The 23,811-nt window shown below is 68.6% G+C and carries 20 protein-coding genes and 1 tRNA gene; 16 read left to right on the top strand and 5 right to left on the bottom strand.

Annotation, left to right across the window (positions count from 1 at the left end):
- Positions 1–28 precede the first annotated feature (28 nt).
- The 4 genes from OG207_RS18515 to OG207_RS18500 all read left to right on the top strand — a co-directional run bounded on the left by OG207_RS18515 (position 29) and on the right by OG207_RS18500 (position 3,530).
- A complete protein-coding gene (locus tag OG207_RS18515) occupies positions 29–1,480 on the top strand; it encodes an MFS transporter (RefSeq protein ID WP_329099606.1) in 1,452 nt (483 codons plus the stop codon).
- 79 nt (positions 1,481–1,559) lie between these two features.
- Positions 1,560–1,958 (top strand): DUF3291 domain-containing protein, encoded by a 399-nt coding sequence (locus tag OG207_RS18510; RefSeq protein ID WP_329099605.1) that lies wholly within the window; start codon positions 1,560–1,562, stop codon positions 1,956–1,958.
- 32 nt (positions 1,959–1,990) lie between these two features.
- Entirely contained in the window at positions 1,991–3,097 is a 1,107-nt protein-coding gene (locus tag OG207_RS18505; RefSeq protein WP_329107723.1) for a UDP-N-acetylmuramate dehydrogenase, read from the top strand.
- 16 nt (positions 3,098–3,113) lie between these two features.
- On the top strand, positions 3,114–3,530 hold the full coding sequence (locus OG207_RS18500) for a hypothetical protein (protein WP_030011236.1): 417 nt from the start codon (positions 3,114–3,116) through the stop codon (positions 3,528–3,530).
- Here the strand turns inward: OG207_RS18500 and OG207_RS18495 are convergent.
- Both OG207_RS18495 and OG207_RS18490 read right to left on the bottom strand, forming a co-directional pair.
- Entirely contained in the window at positions 3,520–4,539 is a 1,020-nt protein-coding gene (locus tag OG207_RS18495) for an adenosine deaminase (protein ID WP_161289589.1), read from the bottom strand. The genes OG207_RS18500 and OG207_RS18495 overlap by 11 nt on opposite strands.
- A gap of 256 nt (positions 4,540–4,795) precedes the next feature.
- Complete coding sequence (locus OG207_RS18490; protein WP_329099604.1) at positions 4,796–6,022, bottom strand: pyridoxal phosphate-dependent aminotransferase; 1,227 nt, start codon at positions 6,020–6,022, stop codon at positions 4,796–4,798.
- Positions 6,023–6,215: 193 nt separating this feature from the next.
- Between OG207_RS18490 and OG207_RS18485 the strand changes: the two genes are divergently transcribed.
- From OG207_RS18485 to OG207_RS18430, 12 genes are all read left to right on the top strand, one after another.
- Positions 6,216–6,288, top strand: a tRNA-Trp gene (locus OG207_RS18485).
- 106 nt (positions 6,289–6,394) lie between these two features.
- Positions 6,395–6,676, top strand: coding sequence for a preprotein translocase subunit SecE (gene secE / locus OG207_RS18480; protein ID WP_189733391.1), 282 nt, complete (start codon positions 6,395–6,397; stop codon positions 6,674–6,676).
- Positions 6,677–6,759: 83 nt separating this feature from the next.
- Complete coding sequence (nusG, locus tag OG207_RS18475; RefSeq protein ID WP_329099603.1) at positions 6,760–7,665, top strand: transcription termination/antitermination protein NusG; 906 nt, start codon at positions 6,760–6,762, stop codon at positions 7,663–7,665.
- A 165-nt stretch (positions 7,666–7,830) separates the two neighbouring features.
- Entirely contained in the window at positions 7,831–8,265 is a 435-nt protein-coding gene (rplK, locus tag OG207_RS18470; RefSeq protein ID WP_030008445.1) for a 50S ribosomal protein L11, read from the top strand.
- Positions 8,266–8,353: 88 nt separating this feature from the next.
- Positions 8,354–9,082: a 50S ribosomal protein L1 gene (rplA, locus tag OG207_RS18465; RefSeq protein WP_030388881.1), complete on the top strand. Its 729-nt coding sequence runs from the start codon at positions 8,354–8,356 to the stop codon at positions 9,080–9,082.
- A 201-nt stretch (positions 9,083–9,283) separates the two neighbouring features.
- Positions 9,284–9,739 carry a hypothetical protein gene (locus tag OG207_RS18460; protein ID WP_329099602.1) on the top strand — a complete coding sequence of 152 codons (456 nt, stop codon included), beginning with the start codon at positions 9,284–9,286 and terminating at the stop codon, positions 9,737–9,739.
- 30 nt (positions 9,740–9,769) lie between these two features.
- Positions 9,770–10,153 carry an LppX_LprAFG lipoprotein gene (locus OG207_RS18455; protein ID WP_329107721.1) on the top strand — a complete coding sequence of 128 codons (384 nt, stop codon included), beginning with the start codon at positions 9,770–9,772 and terminating at the stop codon, positions 10,151–10,153.
- 144 nt (positions 10,154–10,297) lie between these two features.
- The gene (locus OG207_RS18450; RefSeq protein ID WP_329099601.1) at positions 10,298–11,209 is read left to right on the top strand and encodes a hypothetical protein; all 912 of its coding nucleotides are present in this window, start codon (positions 10,298–10,300) and stop codon (positions 11,207–11,209) included.
- 246 nt (positions 11,210–11,455) lie between these two features.
- Positions 11,456–11,986: a 50S ribosomal protein L10 gene (gene rplJ / locus OG207_RS18445; protein ID WP_030008449.1), complete on the top strand. Its 531-nt coding sequence runs from the start codon at positions 11,456–11,458 to the stop codon at positions 11,984–11,986.
- A gap of 110 nt (positions 11,987–12,096) precedes the next feature.
- Positions 12,097–12,480, top strand: a complete 384-nt coding sequence (gene rplL, locus OG207_RS18440) for a 50S ribosomal protein L7/L12 (RefSeq protein ID WP_189733380.1) — start codon at positions 12,097–12,099, stop codon at positions 12,478–12,480.
- A gap of 576 nt (positions 12,481–13,056) precedes the next feature.
- On the top strand, positions 13,057–16,539 hold the full coding sequence (gene rpoB, locus OG207_RS18435) for a DNA-directed RNA polymerase subunit beta (protein ID WP_030008451.1): 3,483 nt from the start codon (positions 13,057–13,059) through the stop codon (positions 16,537–16,539).
- A gap of 97 nt (positions 16,540–16,636) precedes the next feature.
- Positions 16,637–20,536 carry a DNA-directed RNA polymerase subunit beta' gene (locus tag OG207_RS18430; protein WP_329099600.1) on the top strand — a complete coding sequence of 1,300 codons (3,900 nt, stop codon included), beginning with the start codon at positions 16,637–16,639 and terminating at the stop codon, positions 20,534–20,536.
- A gap of 97 nt (positions 20,537–20,633) precedes the next feature.
- On the opposite strand, the gene OG207_RS18425 is transcribed toward OG207_RS18430, so the two are convergent.
- The 3 genes from OG207_RS18425 to OG207_RS18415 form a co-directional block, all read right to left on the bottom strand.
- Positions 20,634–23,096 carry a YfhO family protein gene (locus OG207_RS18425; protein ID WP_329099599.1) on the bottom strand — a complete coding sequence of 821 codons (2,463 nt, stop codon included), beginning with the start codon at positions 23,094–23,096 and terminating at the stop codon, positions 20,634–20,636.
- A 135-nt stretch (positions 23,097–23,231) separates the two neighbouring features.
- Positions 23,232–23,492 carry a hypothetical protein gene (locus tag OG207_RS18420; RefSeq protein ID WP_329107720.1) on the bottom strand — a complete coding sequence of 87 codons (261 nt, stop codon included), beginning with the start codon at positions 23,490–23,492 and terminating at the stop codon, positions 23,232–23,234.
- Positions 23,492–23,773 (bottom strand): hypothetical protein, encoded by a 282-nt coding sequence (locus OG207_RS18415; protein WP_329099598.1) that lies wholly within the window; start codon positions 23,771–23,773, stop codon positions 23,492–23,494. The genes OG207_RS18420 and OG207_RS18415 overlap by 1 nt, the downstream gene beginning before the upstream one ends.
- Positions 23,774–23,811 lie beyond the last annotated feature (38 nt).

The raw sequence follows: 23,811 nt of genomic DNA, 5'->3' as shown, positions 1-23,811 counted from the left end.
GATAACTAACAAACTGCAGGGGGAAACCGTGCACACGCAAGACGCCAAGGACACCAAGCTCCGCGGGCCCGCCGTCTGGGCCCTCGTCCTCACCGGCGTGGCCAGCTTCATGGCCGCGCTCGACAACCTGGTCGTCACCACCGCCCTCCCCGCCATCCGCGAGGACCTCGGCGGCAAGCTGGAGGACCTGGAGTGGACGGTGAACGCGTACACGCTCACCTTCGCCGTCCTCCTGATGTTCGGCGCCGCCCTCGGGGACCGCTTCGGCCGCCGACGGCTGTTCATCGTCGGCCTCACGGTCTTCACCGGCGCCTCCGCCGCAGCCGCCCTCTCGACCGGCATCGACGCGCTCATCGCCGCCCGCGCCGTGCAGGGCGTCGGCGCAGCGATCATGATGCCGCTCACGCTCACCCTGCTCACCGCCGCCGTTCCGGCCGCCCGCCGCGGCGTGGCCCTCGGGATCTACGGGGCCGTCACCGGCCTCGCCGTCGCCAGTGGCCCCCTCATCGGCGGCAGCCTCACCGAGCACATCTCCTGGCAGTGGATCTTCTGGCTCAACGTGCCGATAGGCCTGGCCCTGATCCCGCTCGCCCGCCTGCGCCTCGCCGAGTCCACCGCCCCCGGCGCGCGCCTCGACGTCCCGGGCACCCTGCTCATCAGCGGCGGCCTCTTCGGCATCGTCTACGCCCTGGTCAACGCCAACTCCGAGGGCTGGACCAGCACCCCCGTCCTGACCGGCCTGATCGTCGGCTCCGCGCTCGTCGGCGGTTTCATCCACCACGGCTTCAACAACGCCAACCCCATGCTCCCCATGCGGCTCTTCCGTGACCGCGGCTTCCTCGGGATCAACCTGGCCAGCCTGCTGATGTACCTCGGCATGTTCGGCTCGATCTTCCTGCTCAGCCAGTTCCTCCAGGGCGTCGCCGGTTACTCGCCCACCGAAGCCGGACTGCGCATGCTCCCCTGGACCGGAATGCCGATGATCGTCGCCCCGCTGGCCGGGATCCTCTCCGACCGCATCGGCGGCCGTCCCGTCGTCGCCGCCGGGCTCGCCTTCCAGGCCCTCGGTCTCGGCTGGTTCGCGGCGATCCTGAGCGCGGACGTCTCGTACGCGGCCCAGCTCCCGCCGCTGATCCTCAGCGGGATCGGCATGGCCCTCTACTTCGCCCCCGCCGCCAACGTCCTGATGTCCACCGTCGCCCCGGCCGACCAGGGCAAGGCCTCCGGCGCCAACAACGCGCTGCGCGAGGTCGGCGGAGCCCTCGGCGTCGCGGTCCTGGCCTCGGTCTTCTCCGCCCAGGGCGGCTACGAGTCCCCGCAGGCCTTCACCGACGGCACCATCCCCGCCCTGTGGATCGGCGGCGGCGCGGTCGCCCTCGCCGCCGCACTGGCCCTGTTGGTGCCCGGCAAGGACAAGGCCGCCCAGGCTCCCGAAGTCCGGCCCGCCGCCGTCCCGGACAAGGTCCCCGCCGCCGGCTGACCCCACCCGCACCCGCACCCGCACCCGCACCCGACTCCGACCGCCCCGACCGCCCCTACATCCAAGGAGAGCCGCCCGCATGCCCGACATGCCCTGGTCCACGCCCACCCAGGCCGCCCCCGACTCCGAGGTCTACGTCATGGCCTCCCGCTTCGAGACCGCCACGCTCGCCGGCGCCGTCAAGTTCTTCCTCAAGGCGCCCGGCATCATCCTCCAGATCCGCAAGGCCCCCGGTGCCCACGGCGTCGCCCTGCGCGCCCGCATCTTCAGCCGCACCTTCCTCACCCTCTCCGCGTGGGAGGACCGGGACGCGCTCTACCGCTTCGCCCGCAGCGAGCCCCACCGCTCCAGCTCCCGCGCCGCCAGCGCGTACATGAAGGAATCGGCCTTCACCTACTGGACCGTGCGGGCCGACGAGCTCCCCCTCGGTTGGGCCGAGGCCGAACGCCGCCTCGCCGAGCAGAAGACGGACTACTGAGCCCGCCGGCAGGGGGGACGAACGAGTACGGTCTGTGGCCCCGCAGGGATGCGAGGGGCACGGACCGTACTCTTGTCCACGTGCAGGAACTCCACGATGCCCCCCTCGCCCCGCTGACCACCTTCCGTCTCGGTGGTCCCGCCGCCCGCCTGGTCACCGCGACCACCGACGCCGAGGTCGTCGCCACCGTGCGCGCCGCGGACGAGAGCGGCACCCCGCTCCTGGTCATCGGTGGCGGCAGCAACCTGGTCATCGGCGACCGGGGCTTCGACGGAACCGCCCTGCGCATCGCGACCACCGGCTTCACCCTCGACGGAACCACCCTGGAACTCGCCGCGGGCGAGAACTGGAGCGACGCCGTCGCCCGCACCGTCGAGGCCGGCCTCGCCGGCATCGAGTGCCTCGCGGGGGTCCCCGGCTCGGCCGGCGCCACCCCCATCCAGAACGTCGGTGCGTACGGCCAGGAAGTCTGCGACACCATCACCGAGGTCGTCGCCTACGACCGCACCACCGGAGAAACGGTCACCCTGGGCGCTGCCGAGTGCGCCTTCCGTTACCGCAACAGCACCTTCAAGGACCAGCCCGACCGCTACGTCGTCCTGCGCGTGCGCTTCGCCCTGGAGGACGCCGGCGGCCTGTCCGCGCCGATCAAGTACCCCGAGACCGCCCGCGCCCTCGGCGTCGAAGCCGGCGACCGGGTCCCCGCCGCCACCGCCCGCGAGACGGTGCTGCGCCTGCGCGCCGGCAAGGGCATGGTCCTCGACCCCGCCGACCACGACACCTGGTCGGCCGGCTCCTTCTTCCACAACCCGATCCTGACCGACGAGGCCTACGCGGCCTTCCTCACCCGCGTCCAGGACCGCCTCGGCCCCGACACCGCCCCGCCGCCCGCGTACCCCGCCGGCGACGGCCGTACGAAGACCAGCGCGGCCTGGCTGATCGACAAGGCCGGTTTCACCAAGGGCTACGGCACCGGCCCGGCGCGCATCTCCACCAAGCACACCCTCGCCCTCACCAACCGCGGCGAGGCCACCACAGAGGACCTCCTCGCCCTGGCCCGCGAGGTCGTCGCGGGCGTCCACGCGGCCTTCGGCGTCACCCTGGTCAACGAGCCGGTGACGGTCGGCGTCAGCATCTGAGGAGCCCCGGCCGCCCATGCTCTGTCCCCTGCACGGGGCCGGTACGGACCCCACCCGTCTCGTGGGGCGCACGCTCAGCCGAGTCGTCGCGTCCTGGCACATCAGTGACGGCGAACGTTCCGAGGCGCCCCTCGACGTCTGGCTGATCGACAGCATCGGCGACACGATCCGGATCACCACCGGATCCGACCAATGCCTCATCGTCGAGTCCGCCACCCCCCACGCGGCCTACGACATGGGGGAATGGGGCCGCATCGAGGTCGGCGAGGACCTCGGCGACCACCCCTTCCTGCGGCACCTCGGCGAGACCGTCGCCTCGGTCGCCGAGTTCGCCCTGCCCGAGCAGGGCCGCACCCACCTGGAGATCGGCTTCCTGGACGGCGGCCGGGTGCGCGCCGACTGCTACGAGGGGGATTTGCGGCTCACCCGGTGAGCCAGTGGTCGATTCCCGCCAGCAGCTTCGCCTGCACGTCGTCGGGCGCCGCGCTGCCGCGCACCGACTGGCGTGCCAGCTCGGCCAGTTCCGCGTCCGTGAAGGCGTGGTGGCGGCGGGCGATCTCGTACTGGGCCGCGAGCCGGGACCCGAAGAGCAGCGGGTCGTCGGCGCCCAGCGCCATGGGGACCCCGGCCTCGAAGAGGGTGCGCAGCGGGACGTCCTCGGGCCGCTCGTAGACCCCGAGGGCGACGTTGGAGGCCGGGCAGACCTCGCAGGTGATCTGCCGGTCGGCGAGCCGCTTGAGCAGCCGGGGATCCTCGGCGGCCCGGACCCCGTGCCCGATGCGGGAGGCGTGCAGGTCGTCGAGGCAGTCGCGGACGGAGGATGGGCCGGTGAGTTCGCCGCCGTGCGGTGCGGCGAGGAGGCCGCCCTCGCGGGCGATGGCGAAGGCCCGGTCGAAGTCGCGGGCCATGCCGCGGCGCTCGTCGTTGGAGAGACCGAAGCCGACGATGCCGCGGTCGGCGTAGCGGACGGCGAGCCGGGCGAGGGTGCGGGCGTCGAGGGGGTGCTTCATGCGGTTGGCGGCGATGAGGACCCGCATGCCGAGGCCGGTCTCGCGGGAGGCCGCGTCGACGGCATCGAGGATGATCTCGACGGCCGGGATCATCCCGCCGAGCAGGGGGGCGTAGGAGGTGGGATCCACTTGGATCTCCAGCCACCCGCTGCCGTCCCGTACGTCCTCCTCCGCGGCTTCGCGGACCAGGCGCCGGATGTCGTCGGGCTCGCGCAGGCAGGAGCGGGCGGCGTCGTAGAGCCGCTGGAAGCGGAACCAGCCGCGCTCGTCGGTGGCGCGGAGCTTGGGCGGCTCCCCGGCCGTGAGGGCGTCGGGGAGGCGCACGCCGTACTTGTCGGCGAGCTCCAGCAGGGTCGACGGCCGCATCGACCCGGTGAAGTGCAGGTGGAGGTGGGCCTTGGGCAGAAGCGTGAGATCGCGTGCGTGCTCCATCTGGTGATCCTGCCGTACTGCTGCGCTCGGCGGGAGGGGGTTTTACCGATCAGGGGCTTGCGCGAACGCGTGAGCGGGGGCCGGAGCCGCTGCGCGGGGGCCTTCCGGGCGCCGCCCGGCACGCGCCTCAATCTCCCCCAGCTACCGCTGGGAGGTGCCCCCTGGCGGGGCTGGATGGTGGGGGCGGGAGGGATATGCCTGAGCGGCGCCGCCCCGTACAGGGGAGACGCCGCTCAGGTTCTGGCTGCGGGCCGCTCTAGGCCTTGGCCTCCGCCAGGAGCTTCTGGATGCGGGACACGCCCTCCACCAGGTCCTCGTCGCCCAGGGCGTAGGACAGGCGCAGGTAGCCGGGGGTGCCGAAGGCCTCGCCCGGGACGACCGCGACCTCGACCTCGTCCAGGATCAGGGCGGCGAGCTCGACGGAGCTCTGCGGGCGCTTGCCGCGGATCTCCTTGCCGATGAGCTCCTTGACCGACGGGTACGCGTAGAACGCGCCCTCGGGGGTCGGGCAGAAGACCCCGTCGATCTCGTTGAGCATCTTCACCATCGTCTGGCGGCGGCGGTCGAAGGCCTTGCGCATCTCCGCGACCGCGTCGAGGTTGCCCGAGACGGCGGCCAGCGCGGCGACCTGGGCCACGTTGGAGACGTTGGAGGTGGCGTGCGACTGCAGGTTGGTCGCCGCCTTGATGACGTCCTGCGGGGCGATGACCCAGCCCACGCGCCAGCCGGTCATCGCGTACGTCTTGGCGACGCCGTTGACGATGATGCACTTGTCGCGCAGGGCCGGGACCAGGACCGGCAGCGAGGTGAACTTCGCCTCGCCGTAGACGAGGTGCTCGTAGATCTCGTCCGTGAGCACCCACAGGCCGTGCTCGGCGGCCCACTCGCCGATCGCCTTCGCGTCGGCCTCGCTGTAGACCGAGCCGGTCGGGTTGGACGGGGAGACGAACAGGACGACCTTGGTGCGCTCGGTGCGCGCGGCCTCCAGCTGCTCGACGGAGACGCGGTAGCCGGTGGTCTCGTCGGCGACGACCTCGACCGGGACGCCGCCGGCGAGACGGATGGACTCCGGGTAGGTGGTCCAGTACGGAGCCGGGACGATGACCTCGTCACCCGGGTCCAGGACGGCGGCGAAGGCCTCGTAGATCGCCTGCTTGCCGCCGTTGGTCACCAGGACCTGCGAGGCGTCGACCTGGTAGCCGGAGTCGCGCAGCGTCTTGGCGGCGATGGCGGTCTTCAGCTCGGGCAGGCCGCCGGCCGGCGTGTAGCGGTGGTACTTGGGGTTGCGGCAGGCCTCGACCGCAGCCTCGACGATGTAGTCCGGGGTCGGGAAGTCGGGCTCGCCCGCGCCGAAGCCGATCACCGGGCGCCCGGCGGCCTTGAGGGCCTTGGCCTTGGCGTCCACGGCGAGGGTGGCGGACTCGGAAATGGCGCCGATACGGGCGGACACCCGGCGCTCGGAGGAAGGCGTTGCAGAGGTCATACGAGCAATCGTCCCAGACGGCAAAGAAGCGCCGCACACCGTTTCAGTCAACGGACCGACGCATGTCAGGGCGGGCGCTGTTCGACGTCAGGGCGCGGTTCACGTACACTCACCTGTCGTTGGACCTCACCAGCCGCTGCAGAGCGCGAGCACTCCGTGCACTCGCTCGGATGCGGTAGGTTGGGGGACGCAAAGGGTCGTAGCTCAATTGGTAGAGCACTGGTCTCCAAAACCAGCGGTTGGGGGTTCGAGTCCCTCCGGCCCTGCTCCACACTCCATGTCGGACGTGTGTGCGCAGGTACGTACTTAGATGCAACGCCGTACGGCGCAACCGGGCGCGGTACGGCCACGACCCGGATTCAGGTGAGAGACGTGACGGACGCCCTGGGCTCCATCGACATGCCTGACGCCGAGGACGAGACGCGCGAGAAGAAGGCCCGCAAGGGCGGTAAGCGCGGCAAGAAGGGTCCTCTGGGTCGACTCGCGCTCTTCTACCGCCAGATCGTCGCGGAACTCCGCAAGGTTGTCTGGCCGACTCGCAACCAGCTCACGACGTACACCACCGTGGTGATTGTCTTCGTGATCATCATGATCGGTCTGGTGACCGTGATTGACTTTGGGTTCGAAAAAGCCATCAAGTTCGTCTTCGGCTGATCCCCGCGGGGGGCGGCGCCTTGATGGTGTCGCCCGTTTTCGCATGTTCCACCACCTTTTGTATCCAGGAAGAAGCAGCCACCGTGTCTGACCCGAACCTGAACGCGAGCCACGACTCCGTCGAGTCCGTCGAGGACGAGCTCGACATCGTCGAGGCGGCAGACGCTGTGGACCCCGACGAGGCCGAGCTCGCCGACGCAGAGGCGGGTGTCGCCGCCGAAGAGGCCGCGCTGCACGTCGAGTCCGACGAGGACGAGGACGAGGACGACGCTGAGGTCGACGCCGACGTCGAGGCCGAAGAGGCTGCTGACGACGTCGAGGCCGACGAGGAAGAGGCCGAAGAGGCCGCTCCGGTCGAGCCCGCCGAGCCCGTCGACCCCATCCAGGCCCTGCGCGAGGAGCTGCGCCTGCTCCCCGGCGAGTGGTACGTGATCCACACCTACGCCGGCTACGAGAAGCGCGTGAAGGCCAACCTGGAGCAGCGCGCCGTCTCGCTGAACGTCGAGGAGTTCATCTACCAGGCCGAGGTGCCCGAGGAAGAGATCGTCCAGATCAAGAACGGCGAGCGCAAGAACGTCCGGCAGAACAAGCTGCCCGGTTACGTTCTCGTCCGCATGGATCTGACGAACGAGTCCTGGGGCGTCGTCCGCAACACGCCTGGCGTCACCGGCTTCGTCGGCAACGCGTACGACCCGTACCCGCTGACCCTGGACGAGATCGTCAAGATGCTCGCCCCGGAGGCGCAGGAGAAGGCCGCCAAGGCCGCCGCGGAAGAGGCCGGTCTGCCCGCGCCCGCCGTCAAGCGCACCATCGAGGTCCTGGACTTCGAGGTCGGCGACTCGGTCACCGTCACCGACGGCCCGTTCGCGACGCTGCAGGCGACCATCAACGAGATCAACCCCGACTCGAAGAAGGTCAAGGGCCTCGTCGAGATCTTCGGCCGCGAGACCCCGGTCGAGCTCAGCTTCGACCAGATCCAGAAGAACTGATCTTCTGAGCGACAGCTTCCGGACAGGTCAGATCGCCCCGTGAAGGGCGGTCTGACCTGCTCGGTTTTTAGCCCCGCACCGATACCCGTTATCGTGGTGCGGTATGCCTCCATCCGGATGACCGGATGGGCGGCTGAAAACTCTCACTAGGACCCGGAGAGAGCAATGCCTCCCAAGAAGAAGAAGGTCACGGGGCTTATCAAGCTCCAGATCAAGGCCGGTGCGGCCAACCCGGCTCCGCCGGTCGGCCCCGCGCTCGGTCAGCACGGCGTCAACATCATGGAGTTCTGCAAGGCCTACAACGCCGCGACCGAGTCGCAGCGTGGCATGGTCGTGCCGGTGGAGATCACGGTCTACGACGACCGTTCCTTCACCTTCATCACCAAGACTCCGCCGGCCGCGCGCCTCATCCTGAAGCACGCGGGCATCGAGAAGGGCTCCGGCGAGCCCCACAAGACCAAGGTCGCCAAGCTCACGGCTGCCCAGGTCAAGGAGATCGCCGAGCTGAAGATGCCCGACCTGAACGCCAACGACATCGACGCCGCCGTCAAGATCATTGCCGGCACCGCGCGTTCGATGGGCGTCACCGTCGAAGGCTGATCCAGCCAACCCCAGCACCATCAGTGGTAGGACCAAGCGCTGGTCCGCACCACGACTCCATGCCTGAAGCCAAAAAACAGGAGCAGAAGTGAAGCGCAGCAAGACTCTCCGCGCTGCGGACGCCAAGGTCGACCGGGAGAAGCTGTACGCCCCGCTCGAGGCCGTCCGTCTCGCCAAGGAGACCTCCACGACCAAGTTCGACGGCACCGTCGAGGTCGCCTTCCGCCTGGGTGTCGACCCGCGCAAGGCCGACCAGATGGTCCGCGGCACCGTGAACCTCCCGCACGGCACCGGCAAGACCGCCCGGGTCCTGGTCTTCGCGACCGGTGACCGTGCTGCGGCCGCGGAAGCCGCCGGCGCCGACATTGTCGGCGACGACGAGCTGATCAACGAGATCGCCAAGGGCAACCGCCTGAACGAGTTCGACGCCGTTGTGGCCACCCCGGACCTCATGGGCAAGGTCGGCCGCCTCGGCCGCGTGCTCGGTCCCCGTGGCCTGATGCCGAACCCGAAGACCGGCACCGTCACGATGGACGTCGCGAAGGCTGTCACCGAGATCAAGGGTGGCAAGATCGAGTTCCGCGTCGACAAGCACTCGAACCTGCACTTCATCATCGGCAAGGTCTCCTTCTCCGATGACAAGCTGGTCGAGAACTACGGCGCGGCCCTGGACGAGATCCTTCGTCTGAAGCCGTCCGCCGCGAAGGGCCGCTACATCAAGAAGGCCGCCCTCAGCACCACCATGGGCCCCGGCATCCAGCTGGACCCGAACCGCACCCGGAACCTCCTCGTCGAGGAAGACCCGGCTGCCGTCTGATCGAGCTGAGCCCGACGGCTCACTGATCTGCCGAACGGGCCCGTCGCCCCCTTCCCGGGGGGCGGCGGGCCCGTTTTTCGTTTCCTGTGCGAACCCTGTGCGATTACTGTCAGCGGTGAGACGTACAGTCAGTGCTGGCAGCGCCACAGGAAAGACCGCCTGAGGCGTACCGCTGCCTTGCGTACCCGGGGTGGGGAACACATGAGCGTATACCGCAAGAAGACCGTCGGCGCCGTCCTGGCCGCCCTCCTGCTCGCAGGAGGCGCCACTGCGTGTGAGGACGGGAAGGACGCGAAGAAGGACAGCGGGGCGTCCGCCGCCCCGTCCCAGGCAGCGAAGAAGCCTGCGGAGGCCGCCCCGGTGGCGTACCTGGAGAAGACGAAGAAGAAGTCCGAGGAGATCACCTCCCTCAGCTTCACCATGTCCGGCCAGGCCGCGGGGCAGAACATCGTGGCCGAAGCCGCCATGCGGATCAAGCCCACGACGGCCATGTCGATGAAGATGGACTCGCCCGAGAAGCCGGGCGAGAAGGTGGAGATCCGCCTGATCGACGGCGCCATGTACATGGGCAGCGACGGCAAGTGGCTGAAGTTCGACCTGAAGGCCCTGGCCCCGGAGCAGGCCAAGGAGCTGGACTCGCTCGGCTCCTCCCAGTAGGGCCAGAACCCTGGCGACGCGGCCGACAGCCTGAGCGCCGCCAAGGACCTCAAGAAGGTCGGCGAGGAGACCATCGACGGGCAGAAGACGACGCACCTCGCCGGCACCCTCACGCTCGACGAGCTGAAGGCCCACAGTGCCTCCTCGACCCCCGCGGCCAAGGAGCGCCAGGAGAAGAACCTCAAGACGCTTGAGGAGCAGGGCATCAAGAGCCTGACCATGGACATCTGGATCGACGAGGCCGACCAGGCCAAGCAGGTCCGCACCCAGGGTCAGGGCACCTCGGGCTCGATGGACGTCACCATCAAGTTCAAGGACATCAACAAGCCGGTAGAGATCGCCGCGCCGCCGGCCGACCAGGTCATGGACCTGGGCGAGATGATGAAGGACTCGGGCGGAGCGGGCGGCGCCTGACCACGCCCCGCGCACGCCCGAGACCGGGCCGTCCGTCTCCCCTTCCGGGAGCCCGGAGGCCCGGTTTCGTCATGGATGCGGGGACTCGAGATCTTCGCGTAGGGCCATGGGGCCGTACGGAGATCCACACATGGGGGAGACCAGATGAACAAGGCTGTCCGGACCCGGGCCGGTATCGCAGTGGCGGGCACCGCACTGCTCGTGGGTGGCCTCACGGCCTGCGGTGGCGACAAGGCCGACGGGGGCACCGGCAAGGCCGACGGGGGCAAGGCCGCCGCCGAGCAGGCGCACTCGCCCGTGGAGGCGGTGAAGGCGTCCTACCTGAAGACGGTGGCCGCGAAGTTCGCCAAGGCGGAGCTGTCGATCGCCAAGGGCGACGGCAAGACCAGCGGCCAGTCCGGCACCAAGGGCTGGTACCCGTCCAGTCATGACGTGGTCCTGAAGAGCGAGAAGCCCGACACCCGCTCGGTCATGATCGGCGACATGGTCTACACCGCCATGGGCGAGCCGCTGATGGGCAAGACCTGGATGAGCATGGACCTGGCCAAGGACGGCAAGGCCGGGGTCCGGCTCAACGACGACCCGGCCGAGTACCTCGCCATGCTGCTGGGCCAGGAGAAGGCCGCGCACGTAGGCGCCGAGAAGACGGCCGAGGGCATCGACGCCGAGCACTACAAGGCCAGCCTCACCACCGCGGACCTACTCAAGGCGGACGAGTCCACCAAGGTCATGCAGGAGGCGAACCGCCAGTACCTGCACGAATCCGTGAAGCACCTCACCACCGTCGAGGTGGACCTGTGGATCGGCAAGGACGGGTACCCGGTGCGCGCGGAGATCGTGAGCGCGGACGGCAAGGACACGACGAAGACCACGGCCACGTTCTCCGAATTCGGCAAGGCCGCGGCCGTCGAGGCCCCGCCGGCCGACCAGGTGGTCTCGTTCGACGACGTGATGAAGGAGACCGACCGCAAGCTCAAGCAGGCCGACGAGGACCTGAAGGAGGCCGACAAGACGCTCCGGGACGCCGGACTGGGCGGCCTGGACCTCAGCTCCTGAGGCGATTTGCCTCGGCTGCACCCCTTCACGTAGTCTTCCCCAGAAGCCAAAGACCGCTGGTCGTTGCCGTGCCCGCAAGGGTTCGGTGGCCGAAGGATCCGTTGAATGCGGACGACCCGCGTAGGTGACTGTGGAAGGTTCCCGGAATTCGTTCCGGTTGAGCTACGCCCTGGCGCCTGCGCCGGGGCGTTTCTTGTTTAGCCCCTTCTGAGCGGTCCTCATCACCCGGAAGGAGGCGAACGCACCATGCCGACGCCCAACAAGGCTGCATCGGTAGCCGAGCTCAAGGACGCGTTCCAGAGCTCGAACGCCGCCGTGCTGACCGAGTACCGGGGTCTCACCGTCGCGCAGCTCAAGACGCTGCGTCGCTCCCTTGGTGAGAACGCCCAGTACGCCGTGGTGAAGAACACGCTGACCAAGATTGCGGCCAACCAGGCCGGGATCACCGCGCTGGACGAGCACTTCGCTGGTCCGACCGCGGTCGCCTTCATCACCGGTGACCCGGTGGAGTCGGCGAAGAGCCTGCGTGACTTCGCCAAGGACAACCCGAACCTCATCATCAAGGCGGGTGTCCTTGATGGTAAGGCGCTCACCGCCGATGAGATCAAGAAGCTTGCGGACCTCGAGTCCCGCGAGGTTCTGCTCAGCAAGCTGGCCGGCGCGTTCAAGGGCAAGCAGTCTCAGGCTGCCTCGCTCTTCCAGGCGCTGCCGTCGAAGTTCGTCCGCACCGCGGAAGCGCTTCGCGTCAAGCTCGCCGAGCAGGGCGGTGCCGAGTAATTCGGCTCGCGCACTGATCCGCGCCGCCTAGTGCGTGGGTCGTAGCGGGCCGTTACGCCCGCCTCTATATACATCCGGCACCTGCCGAATTAGTGGAAGGATCGCCCATCATGGCGAAGCTCTCTCAGGACGACCTCCTCGCCCAGTTCGAGGAGATGACCCTCATCGAGCTCTCCGAGTTCGTTAAGGCCTTCGAGGAGAAGTTCGACGTCACCGCCGCCGCGGCCGTCGCCGTTGCCGGTCCGGCCGGCCCGGGCGCCGTTGCCGACGCCGTCGAGGAGCAGGACGAGTTCGACGTCATCCTCACCGGTGCCGGCGACAAGAAGATCCAGGTCATCAAGGTCGTGCGCGAGCTGACCTCCCTGGGTCTGAAGGAGGCCAAGGACCTCGTGGACGGCGCCCCGAAGCCGGTCCTCGAGAAGGTCGCCAAGGAGGCCGCTGACAAGGCCGCCGAGGCCCTCAAGGCTGCCGGCGCGGCTGTCGAGGTCAAGTAACACCTCTGAGGCCCTCCAGGGCCTCAACCAAGGGCGATCACCCGTAAGGGTGGTCGCCCTTTGGCGTACCCGTAGTGCCTGACTTGCCCTGGTCCCGTTGGGGAGTAGGGTGATCATCGTTGCTCCGACGCAGGGTCCGAAGATGATCCGCTCGGAGCAGGGGGCCTTGACGAACGGGACGCGGCGCGCAATTCTCAGTCCCGTCGAGAGGTCGACCACCTGGATCCGGGATCCGAGGCATGGATCGACTACGAAGAGGGCAGTACTGATACGCGCTCTGTGCACGTGTACGGGCGCCGCAGCGTGGGACACAGTGTTGGTTGAACGACATGGGGAAGGCCTGTTGCCGGTTTCCGGAAACCTGGTCTGGACATCAGTGAGCCGAGTGGCTACACTGACCCTTTGCGCTGCCTGTTAGCTGTCCCCTGCCCGTCGCCAGGGACATGCCCACGCTTGAGCACACTTGATTGACCCGCCCTGACCTGGCCTTTTCGGTTGGATTCGGGGGGCTTGTCTTCTGTGTCTGCTGGGACCGGTACGCGCGTAGTGAGTCCGAGCCCTCGGAAGGACCCCCTCTTGGCCGCCTCGCGCAACGCCTCGACCAATACGAACAACGGTGCCAGCACCGCCCCGCTGCGCATCTCCTTTGCAAAGATCAAGGAGCCCCTCGAGGTTCCGAACCTCCTGGCGCTGCAGACCGAGAGCTTTGACTGGCTTCTCGGCAATGCCGCCTGGAAGTCTCGCGTCGAGTCGGCGCTTGAGAGTGGACAGGACGTCCCCACCAAGTCCGGTCTGGAAGAGATCTTCGAGGAGATCTCGCCGATCGAGGACTTCTCCGGGTCGATGTCGCTGACCTTCCGCGACCACCGTTTCGAGCCGGCGAAGAACTCTGTCGACGAGTGCAAGGAGCGCGACTTCACGTACGCGGCTCCGCTGTTCGTCACCGCCGAGTTCACGAACAACGAGACCGGAGAGATCAAGTCTCAGACGGTCTTCATGGGCGACTTCCCGCTCATGACCAACAAGGGCACCTTCGTCATCAACGGCACCGAGCGTGTCGTCGTGTCGCAGCTTGTCCGCTCCCCTGGTGTCTACTTCGACTCCTCCATCGACAAGACGTCCGACAAGGACATCTTCTCCGCCAAGATCATCCCGTCCCGGGGTGCCTGGCTGGAGATGGAGATCGACAAGCGCGACATGGTCGGTGTCCGCATCGACCGCAAGCGCAAGCAGTCCGTCACCGTCCTCCTGAAGGCTCTCGGCTGGACCACCGAGCAGATCCTCGAGGAGTTCGGCGAGTACGAGTCCATGCGCGCCACCCTGGAGAAGGACCACACCCAGGGTCAGGACGACGCGCTGCTCGACATCTACCGCAAGCTGCGTCCGGGCGAACCGCCGACCCGCGAGGCCGCTCAGACGCTGCTCGAGAACCTCTACTTCAACCCGAAGCGCTACGACCTCGCCAAGGTCGGCCGCTACAAGGTGAACAAGAAGCTCGGCGCCGACGAGCCGCTCGACGCCGGTGTGCTCACCACCGACGACGTCATCGCGACGATCAAGTACCTGGTCAAGCTGCACGCCGGCGAGACCGAGACGACCGGCGAGTCCGGCCGTTCGATCGTGGTCGAGACCGATGACATCGACCACTTCGGCAACCGTCGTCTGCGCAACGTCGGCGAGCTCATCCAGAACCAGGTCCGCACGGGTCTGGCTCGTATGGAGCGCGTCGTCCGCGAGCGCATGACGACCCAGGACGTCGAGGCCATCACGCCGCAGACCCTGATCAACATCCGGCCGGTCGTCGCCTCCATCAAGGAGTTCTTCGGCACCAGCCAGCTGTCGCAGTTCATGGACCAGAACAACCCGCTCTCGGGCCTGACCCACAAGCGCCGCCTGTCGGCGCTGGGCCCCGGCGGTCTGTCCCGTGAGCGGGCCGGCTTCGAGGTCCGTGACGTCCACCCGTCGCACTACGGCCGCATGTGCCCGATCGAGACCCCTGAAGGCCCGAACATCGGTCTGATCGGCTCGCTCGCCTCCTACGGTCGCGTCAACGCGTTCGGTTTCGTCGAGACCCCGTACCGCAAGGTCATCGACGGTGTCGTCACCGACGAGGTCGACTACCTGACGGCCGACGAGGAAGACCGCTTCGTCATCGCCCAGGCCAACGCCGGCCTGTCCGAGGACATGCGCTTCACCGAGAACCGCGTGCTGGTGCGCCGTCGTGGCGGCGAGATCGACTACATCGCCGGCGACGACGTCGACTACATGGACGTCTCCCCGCGCCAGATGGTGTCCGTCGCGACCGCGATGATCCCCTTCCTGGAGCACGACGACGCCAACCGTGCCCTCATGGGCGCGAACATGATGCGCCAGGCCGTTCCGCTCATCAAGGCGGAGGCCCCGCTGGTGGGCACCGGCATGGAGTACCGCTGTGCGGTCGACGCCGGTGACTCGATCCGTGCGGAGAAGGACGGTGTCGTCCAGGAGGTCTCGGCCGACTACATCACCGTCGCCAACGACGACGGCACGTACACCACGTACCGCGTCGCCAAGTTCTCCCGCTCGAACCAGGGCACCTCGGTCAACCAGAAGGTCATCGTCAACGAGGGTGACCGGATCATCGAGTCCCAGGTCCTCGCCGACGGTCCCGCGACCGAAGAGGGCGAAATGGCCCTCGGCAAGAACCTGCTCGTCGCGTTCATGCCGTGGGAAGGTCACAACTACGAGGACGCGATCATCCTGTCGCAGCGCCTCGTGCAGGACGACGTCCTCTCCTCGATCCACATCGAGGAGCACGAGGTCGACGCCCGTGACACCAAGCTGGGCCCCGAGGAGATCACCCGGGACATCCCGAACGTCTCCGAAGAGGTCCTCGCCGACCTCGACGAGCGCGGCATCATCCGCATCGGTGCGGACGTCGTCGCCGGCGACATCCTGGTCGGCAAGGTCACGCCCAAGGGCGAGACCGAGCTGACCCCGGAGGAGCGCCTGCTCCGCGCGATCTTCGGTGAGAAGGCCCGCGAGGTGCGCGACACCTCGCTCAAGGTTCCTCACGGTGAGATCGGCAAGGTCATCGGTGTCCGCGTCTTCGACCGCGAGGAGGGCGACGAGCTTCCTCCGGGCGTGAACCAGCTGGTCCGCGTCTACGTCGCCCAGAAGCGCAAGATCACCGATGGTGACAAGCTCGCCGGCCGTCACGGCAACAAGGGTGTCATCTCCAAGATCCTTCCGATCGAGGACATGCCCTTCCTTGAGGACGGCACGCCGGTCGACATCATCCTGAACCCGCTGGGTGTCCCGTCCCGAATGAACCCGGGACAGGTCCTGGAGATCCACCTCGGCTGGCTCGCCAGCCGCGGCTGGGACGTCTCCGGGCTCGGCGAGGAGTGGGCCGAGCGTCTGAAGGTCATCGGGGCCGACCGCGTCGAGCCCGGTACCAACGTCGCCACCCCCGTGTTCGACGGTGCCCGCGAGGATGAGCTCGCCGGCCTGTTCGAGCACACCATCCCGAACCGCGACGGTGACCGCCTGGTCCTCCCGTCCGGTAAGGCGCGCCTGTTCGACGGCCGCTCCGGCGAGCCGTTCCCGGACCCGATCTCCATCGGGTACATGTACATCCTCAAGCTCCACCACCTGGTCGACGACAAGCTCCACGCTCGGTCGACCGGTCCGTACTCGATGATCACGCAGCAGCCGCTGGGTGGTAAGGCACAGTTCGGTGGCCAGCGCTTCGGTGAGATGGAGGTGTGGGCGCTCGAGGCTTATGGCGCCGCTTACGCCCTCCAGGAGCTGCTGACCATCAAGTCCGACGACGTCACCGGCCGCGTGAAGGTCTACGAGGCCATCGTCAAGGGCGAGAACATCCCCGAGCCGGGCATTCCCGAGTCCTTCAAGGTGCTCATCAAGGAAATGCAGTCGCTCTGCCTCAACGTGGAGGTGCTGTCCTCGGACGGCATGTCCATCGAGATGCGCGACACCGACGAGGACGTCTTCCGCGCGGCGGAGGAGCTCGGTATCGACCTGTCCCGGCGCGAGCCGAGCAGCGTCGAAGAGGTCTGACGGGCCTGACGGGGGGCTCGCTCAAGAGCCCCCCGTCATCCCCGGGACCGTTCAGACCATGATTGAGACTCGACCCCGAAAGAGGGATTGACGCACAGTGCTCGACGTCAACTTCTTCGACGAGCTGCGGATCGGCCTTGCCACCGCGGACGACATCCGAACCTGGTCGCACGGCGAGGTCAAGAAGCCGGAGACCATCAACTACCGCACCCTCAAGCCCGAGAAGGACGGACTCTTCTGCGAGAAGATCTTCGGTCCTACCCGGGACTGGGAGTGCTACTGCGGCAAGTACAAGCGTGTCCGCTTCAAGGGCATCATCTGTGAGCGTTGTGGCGTCGAGGTCACGCGCGCCAAGGTGCGCCGCGAGCGGATGGGCCACATCGAGCTCGCCGCTCCCGTCACCCACATCTGGTACTTCAAGGGCGTCCCGTCGCGCCTCGGATACCTGCTGGACCTCGCGCCGAAGGACCTCGAAAAGGTCATCTACTTCGCCGCGTACATGATCACGTTCGTCGACGACGAGCGTCGCACCCGCGACCTCCCGTCGCTGGAGGCGCACGTCTCCGTCGAGCGCCAGCAGATCGAGAACCGCCGTGACGCGGACCTCGAAGGCCGTGCCAAGAAGCTCGAGACCGACCTGGCCGAGCTCGAGGCCGAGGGCGCGAAGGCCGACGTACGCCGCAAGGTGCGCGAAGGTGCCGAGCGCGAGATGAAGCAGCTCCGTGACCGCGCCCAGCGCGAGATCGACCGCCTCGACGAGGTGTGGGCCCGCTTCAAGAACCTCAAGGTCCAGGACCTCGAGGGCGACGAACTGCTCTACCGCGAGCTGCGTGACCGCTTCGGCACGTACTTCGACGGCTGCATGGGCGCCGCCGCGCTGCAGAAGCGCCTGGAGTCCTTCGACCTCGACGAGGAGGCCGAGCGCCTCCGCGAGATCATCCGTACCGGCAAGGGCCAGAAGAAGACCCGTGCGCTCAAGCGCCTCAAGGTCGTCTCCGCGTTCCTGCAGACCAGCAACAAGCCCAAGGGCATGGTTCTGGACTGCGTGCCGGTCATCCCGCCGGACCTTCGTCCGATGGTGCAGCTGGACGGTGGCCGCTTCGCGACCTCCGACCTGAACGACCTGTACCGCCGCGTGATCAACCGCAACAACCGTCTGAAGCGCCTTCTCGACCTCGGTGCCCCCGAGATCATCGTGAACAACGAGAAGCGCATGCTCCAGGAGGCCGTGGACGCCCTCTTCGACAACGGTCGTCGTGGTCGTCCGGTGACCGGTCCCGGTAACCGTCCCCTGAAGTCCCTCAGCGACATGCTGAAGGGCAAGCAGGGTCGATTCCGTCAGAACCTCCTCGGCAAGCGCGTGGACTACTCCGCGCGTTCCGTGATCGTCGTCGGTCCGCAGCTGAAGCTGCACCAGTGCGGTCTGCCGAAGGCCATGGCGCTGGAGCTCTTCAAGCCGTTCGTGATGAAGCGCCTGGTCGACCTGAACCACGCGCAGAACATCAAGTCGGCGAAGCGGATGGTCGAGCGCGGCCGCACGGTCGTCTACGACGTCCTCGAAGAGGTCATCGCCGAGCACCCGGTCCTGCTGAACCGTGCGCCCACGCTGCACCGCCTCGGCATCCAGGCCTTCGAGCCCCAGCTGGTCGAAGGCAAGGCCATCCAGATCCACCCGCTCGTCTGCACCGCGTTCAACGCGGACTTCGACGGTGACCAGATGGCCGTGCACCTGCCGCTCTCCGCGGAGGCGCAGGCCGAGGCCCGCATCCTGATGCTGTCCTCGAACAACATCCTCAAGCCGGCCGACGGCCGTCCGGTCACGATGCCGACCCAGGACATGGTCCTCGGTCTGTTCTTCCTGACCACCGACGGTGAGCTCCGTGACACCAAGGGCGAGGGCCGCGCGTTCGGCTCCACGGCCGAGGCGACCATGGCGTTCGACAACGGCGAGCTCGCGCTCCAGTCGTCCGTCGACATCCGCTTCCCGGTGGGCACCATCCCGCCGCGCGGCTGGGTGGCGCCGGTCGCCGAAGAGGGCGAGCAGGAGTTCCAGCCGGGCGACAGCTTCCGTCTGAAGACGACCCTGGGTCGCGCGCTCTTCAACGAGCTGCTGCCCGAGGACTACCCGTTCGTCGACTACTCGGTGGGCAAGAAGCAGCTCTCCGAGATCGTCAACGACCTGGCGGAGCGCTACCCCAAGGTCATCGTGGCGGCGACGCTCGACAACCTGAAGGCGGCCGGCTTCCACTGGGCGACCCGTTCGGGCGTCACCGTGGCCATCTCCGACGTCGTCGTGCCCGAGGCCAAGAAGGCCATCGTCGCGGGCTACGAGGCGCAGGACGAGATGGTCCAGAAGCAGTACGAGCGCGGTCTGATCACCAAGGACGAGCGCACGCAGGAGCTCATCGCGATCTGGACCAAGGCGACCAACGAGGTTGCCGAGGCGATGAACGCGAACTTCCCCAAGACGAACCCCATCTTCATGATGGTTGACTCGGGTGCCCGAGGAAACATGATGCAGATGCGACAGATCGCCGGTATGCGTGGTCTGGTGTCGAACGCGAAGAACGAGACCATCCCGCGTCCGATCAAGGCGTCCTTCCGTGAGGGCCTCACCGTTCTGGAGTACTTCATCTCCACGCACGGTGCCCGTAAGGGTCTGGCGGACACCGCCCTGCGTACCGCCGACTCGGGTTACCTGACCCGTCGTCTGGTGGACGTCTCGCAGGACGTGATCATCCGCGAGGAGGACTGTGGCACCGAGCGCGGTCTGAAGCTGAAGATCGCCGTTCGCGGCGAGGACGGCGTGCTGCGCAAGGCCGACGACGTCGAGACCTCGATCTACGCCCGCATGCTGGCCGAGGACGTCGTCATCGACGGCAAGGTCATCGCGCCGGCCAACGTCGACCTCGGTGACGTGCTCATCGACGCCCTGGTCGCCAACGGCGTCGAGGAGGTCAAGACCCGCTCGGTCCTGACCTGTGAGTCCGCGGTCGGCACCTGTGCCTTCTGCTACGGACGCTCGCTCGCCACCGGCAAGCTGGTCGACATCGGTGAGGCGGTCGGCATCATCGCCGCCCAGTCCATCGGTGAGCCCGGTACCCAGCTGACGATGCGTACCTTCCACACCGGTGGTGTGGCCGGTGACGACATCACGCAGGGTCTGCCGCGTGTCGTCGAGCTCTTCGAGGCCCGTACCCCGAAGGGTGTCGCCCCGATCTCCGAGGCCGCCGGCCGCGTGCGGATCGAGGAGACCGAGAAGACGAAGAAGATCGTCATCACGCCCGACGACGGCAGCGACGAGACGGCGTTCCCGATCTCGAAGCGCGCCAAGGTCATCGTGCACGAGGGCGACCACGTCGAGGTGGGCCAGAAGCTCACCATGGGTGCCACCAACCCGCACGACGTGCTGCGCATCCTCGGTCAGCGTGCCGTCCAGGTCCACCTGGTCGGCGAAGTCCAGAAGGTCTACAACTCGCAGGGCGTGTCGATCCACGACAAGCACATCGAGATCATCATCCGGCAGATGCTGCGCCGCGTGACGATCATCGAGTCCGGCGACGCGGAGCTCCTGCCGGGCGAGCTGGTCGAGCGGTCGAAGTTCGAGACCGAGAACCGTCGTGTGGTCACCGAGGGCGGTCACCCCGCCTCCGGCCGTCCGCAGCTGATGGGTATCACCAAGGCCTCGCTCGCGACCGAGTCGTGGCTGTCGGCGGCGTCCTTCCAGGAGACGACCAGGGTTCTGACGGACGCGGCGATCAACGCCAAGTCCGACTCCCTGATCGGCCTCAAGGAGAACGTCATCATCGGTAAGCTCATCCCGGCCGGTACGGGCCTCGCCCGCTACCGCAACATCCGGGTCGAGCCCACCGAAGAGGCCAAGGCCGCGATGTACTCGGCCGTCGGTTACGACGACATCGACTACTCGCCCTTCGGCTCCGGCTCCGGCCAGGCAGTCCCGCTGGAGGACTACGACTACGGCCCGTACAACGGCTAAGAGCTCGTAAGAAGAAGCCCCCCGCCACTCCGTGAGGAGCGGTGGGGGGCTTCCTCGTTTCCGAGGTCCCGTGAAGGGCGTACCCGCCGGGACCCGGTCAGGGGCCCTCGGCGCGGCGGCGGCGCAGGCCGGCCACCGTGACCGAGGCGAGGGCGAGGAGGCCGAGGGCGCCTCCGGCCAGGCCGGGGGCGAGGCCCTTCGGGGTGAAGGTGCAGGAGACCTTCCGCGTGCCTTCGGGGAGGGCCACGGAGACCAGGCCGTGGAAGTCCTCGACCGGGGCCGAGCAGCGCCAGCCGGGGACGTCCGTCATCGCGAAGACGGCGGTGCCCCGGGCGCCCTCGGGGAGGGTGGCCTCGATGTCGTGGCCGCCGGTCCGCACCGCGGTGGCGCCGGTTGCCTTCAGGTGCGCGACGGCCCGGTCGAGGGCCGCGCGGTCCAGACAGCCCAGCGGGTGCGCGCCGGCGTCGGCGCCCCGGGTGCGGGTGCGTACGGTCACCTTGACCAGGCCGGAGGCGGGGACCGGGCCCAGCGGGGTGACCCCGGCCATCCGGTCCTTCAGCAGCTTCTCCGTGCCGCCGGCGAGGACGGTGCCGTACAGGGCGGGGGAGTACCAGTAGGCCCGGGAGCCGGGCGTGCAGCGGGCGGCGTAGGTCTGCTCGGAGGCGCTGCCGCCGCGGGTGACCGGGGGGACCTCGTGGACGGTGGCGCCCAGCGCGTTCTCCTGGCGGGCGTAGACGCTGTCCTGCGGGTTGGGCGAGGTGTAGGGGCCGGTGCGGAGCGTCACCAGCGGGGGCGCGGGGAACTTCGCGGCCGTCCAGGTGCCCGGAGCGGTCCCCGGGCGCACCCGGGCGCCGATCGAGAAGATCGCGTCGAGGACCGGGCTGTCGGCGCCGAAGAAGGTTCGGCCGTCGTTCTTGTAGCCGTAGCCGAGGGGTTCCAGCGCCTTGTACGTGGCCGCCGGGAGGTAGCTGCTGTAGGACTGCGGCCCCTCGGCGCGCAGCGCCAGGGCGTCGTTGTACGAGGTCTGCGGCGCGCCGGAGTCGGTCCGGTAGGCGGGCCAGCCGGCCACGCCCCGGACGGCGTCGAGGTGTCCGGCGATTGACCGGTTCGAGGTGGGGATCGGCTTCGCCCAGCGTTCGCGGGAGCGGCGGGCGTCCGCGTTCGCCGCGGCGACGGTGGACTCGGCGAAGACCGCTCCCACCATCAGGACCGCGGCCACCGGGATCAGGCGGCGGCGCTTCTCGCCGAGGCCCAGCAGCACCAGGGCCAGCAGGGAGAGCGCGCCGCCGCCCAGTACGGCGGGCCAGGTCCAGCCGCCGAAATCGTCGGTGCGGCGCAGCACGAAGGCGGCCGTGACCAACAGGGCCGCGGCCAGGGCGAGATGGAGCGGGCGCGGCCGGGCGGCCAGCGCCAGCCAGGCCAGGACGACCACCATCGCGCTGAAGACGAAGGTCTCGCGGTACGGGTTGCCGTTCGGCACCGCCAGCCCGTGCCACACGTACTGGGTGGGCGGGAACTGGAACGAGAGGGCGACGAGCAGGGCCGCGGCCGCCCACACCAGTCGGGTCTTCTTCGCGACGGACGTGTTCAGGACGAACGAGCCCGCGAGGATCAGGCCGAGGGAGGCGACGTAGAGGCGGGGGCGGCCGCCCCACAGGTGGGTGGCGGGGATCAGACCGGAGAGGAAGACCTCGATCCGGACGGGGTCGAAGGCGGCGGCCCTGGTGGGCTGCGCGGCGCCGCTCGACAGGAATGACGGCAGCAGGAGCGGGAGGGTGAGCAGGATCCCGGTCCCGGCGGCCGTCGCCGCGCGCCACAGGGCGCGCAGCCGCTGCCGGCCCGTCATGTCCAGGGTGATCAGCCGGACGGCCAGCAGCACGCAGGCGGCGATCGTGGCCATCATCGCGGTGTAGAAGTTCCCGTACCAGGCGAGCGTCACCAGCAGGGCCGCCCCGGGCCAGCGGCGCTCCTGAAGGCACCACTCCACGGCGATGCCGAGCATCGGGAGCGCGACCAGGCCCCACAGCCACATCGGGATGTACGAGGCGTCGCTGAGCGCCCATCCGCAGAGCCCGTAGGCCGCTCCGAGGACGCCGCGCTGCCACCAGGGGCCGGGGTGCAGCCTGCCGAGGTAGACGGTCATCACCGCGGCGGCGGCGCCCGCCGTGATCGGGGTGATCGCGAAGACGGCCAGGTCGACGTGGGCGCGCGGGACGAGGACGGCCAGCCAGGAGAAGGGATTGCCGAGGTAGGTGTGGAAGTCGGACAGGAACTGCTGTCCGAAGCCGCTGCGCCAGGTGAAGAGCAGGTCGCCGGCGGCCTGCCCGTGGACGAGGTCCCACAGGGCCCGGTGGAAGGGCACGTACTGGTTGGCCTGGTCGTTGACGGCGCGGCCGGTGTCACCGAAGGGGTAGGTGCCGCGTGCGGCCCAGGCCGCGCATAACGCGGCCGAGGTGACGAGGAAGGCCAGCAGGGGCCCGTACGACCGGGCGGTCCGGCGGGGCGCCGGCCGGTCCCGATCGGGGGGAGGGGAGCCGACGGTGGTCGGTTCTGGTGCCACGGTCTCCAATGGCCTGCTCCCTGCCGGTCGACATTTCGCCCGTGGCCGGGCAAGCCGCCAGTTTAGGGCGCCGGGATGGGGCGGCCCGCAGGGCGGGCCGCCCCGGAACCCCGGTGTCCACGGGCTGTTGACGGCTTACTGGGCGCTGATCTGCCAGGCCGTGACGGCGACCGCGGAAACGGCCGCGAGCGCGGTCACACTGGCGAGTGGCCAGCGGGAGCGCTCCAGGGCGTCGAGCCGTGACTCGTGGTCGGCGAGCTGCCGGTCGGTCTGGTCACTGCGCTGCACGAGCAGGGCCAGCGAGCCGTCGACCCTGGCGAAGCCGGCTTCCATGGTGCCGCGGAGCCGTTCCAGTTCCACGGCGACGGACAGCGGGTCGGGCGGGGTCGGCTCCATCACGCGCGGTTCTCCTCGTCCCGCGGGTCGCGGGCGAGCAGGACGCGCAGCTCGCGGTCGGCGTCGTACGGCTGCTCGGTGCGCAGCCAGCCGGGCAGCAGGGCCTGTACGCCGGGGACGGCCATCACCCGGGTGAGGACGCCGGCGGCGGCCAGGGCGGTGGCCACCCAGGGGAGGGTCGCGGGGATTCCGGAGGCGTCCACGGTGGCGGGCAGCAGGACGGCTATCGCCAGGGCGCTCTGGAGGACGGTGCGCAGGGTGCGCTTTCCGGCTTCGGACATGGGGGCCTTCTTTCGTGCGGTGCGGTGCGGTGAGGGGT

This window comes from Streptomyces sp. NBC_01439 (assembly GCF_036227605.1).
Taxonomy (GTDB): Bacteria; Actinomycetota; Actinomycetes; order Streptomycetales; family Streptomycetaceae; genus Streptomyces.
The sequence above is the reverse complement of the archived record's forward strand: the minus strand, read 5'-3'. Positions and strand labels throughout refer to the sequence as shown.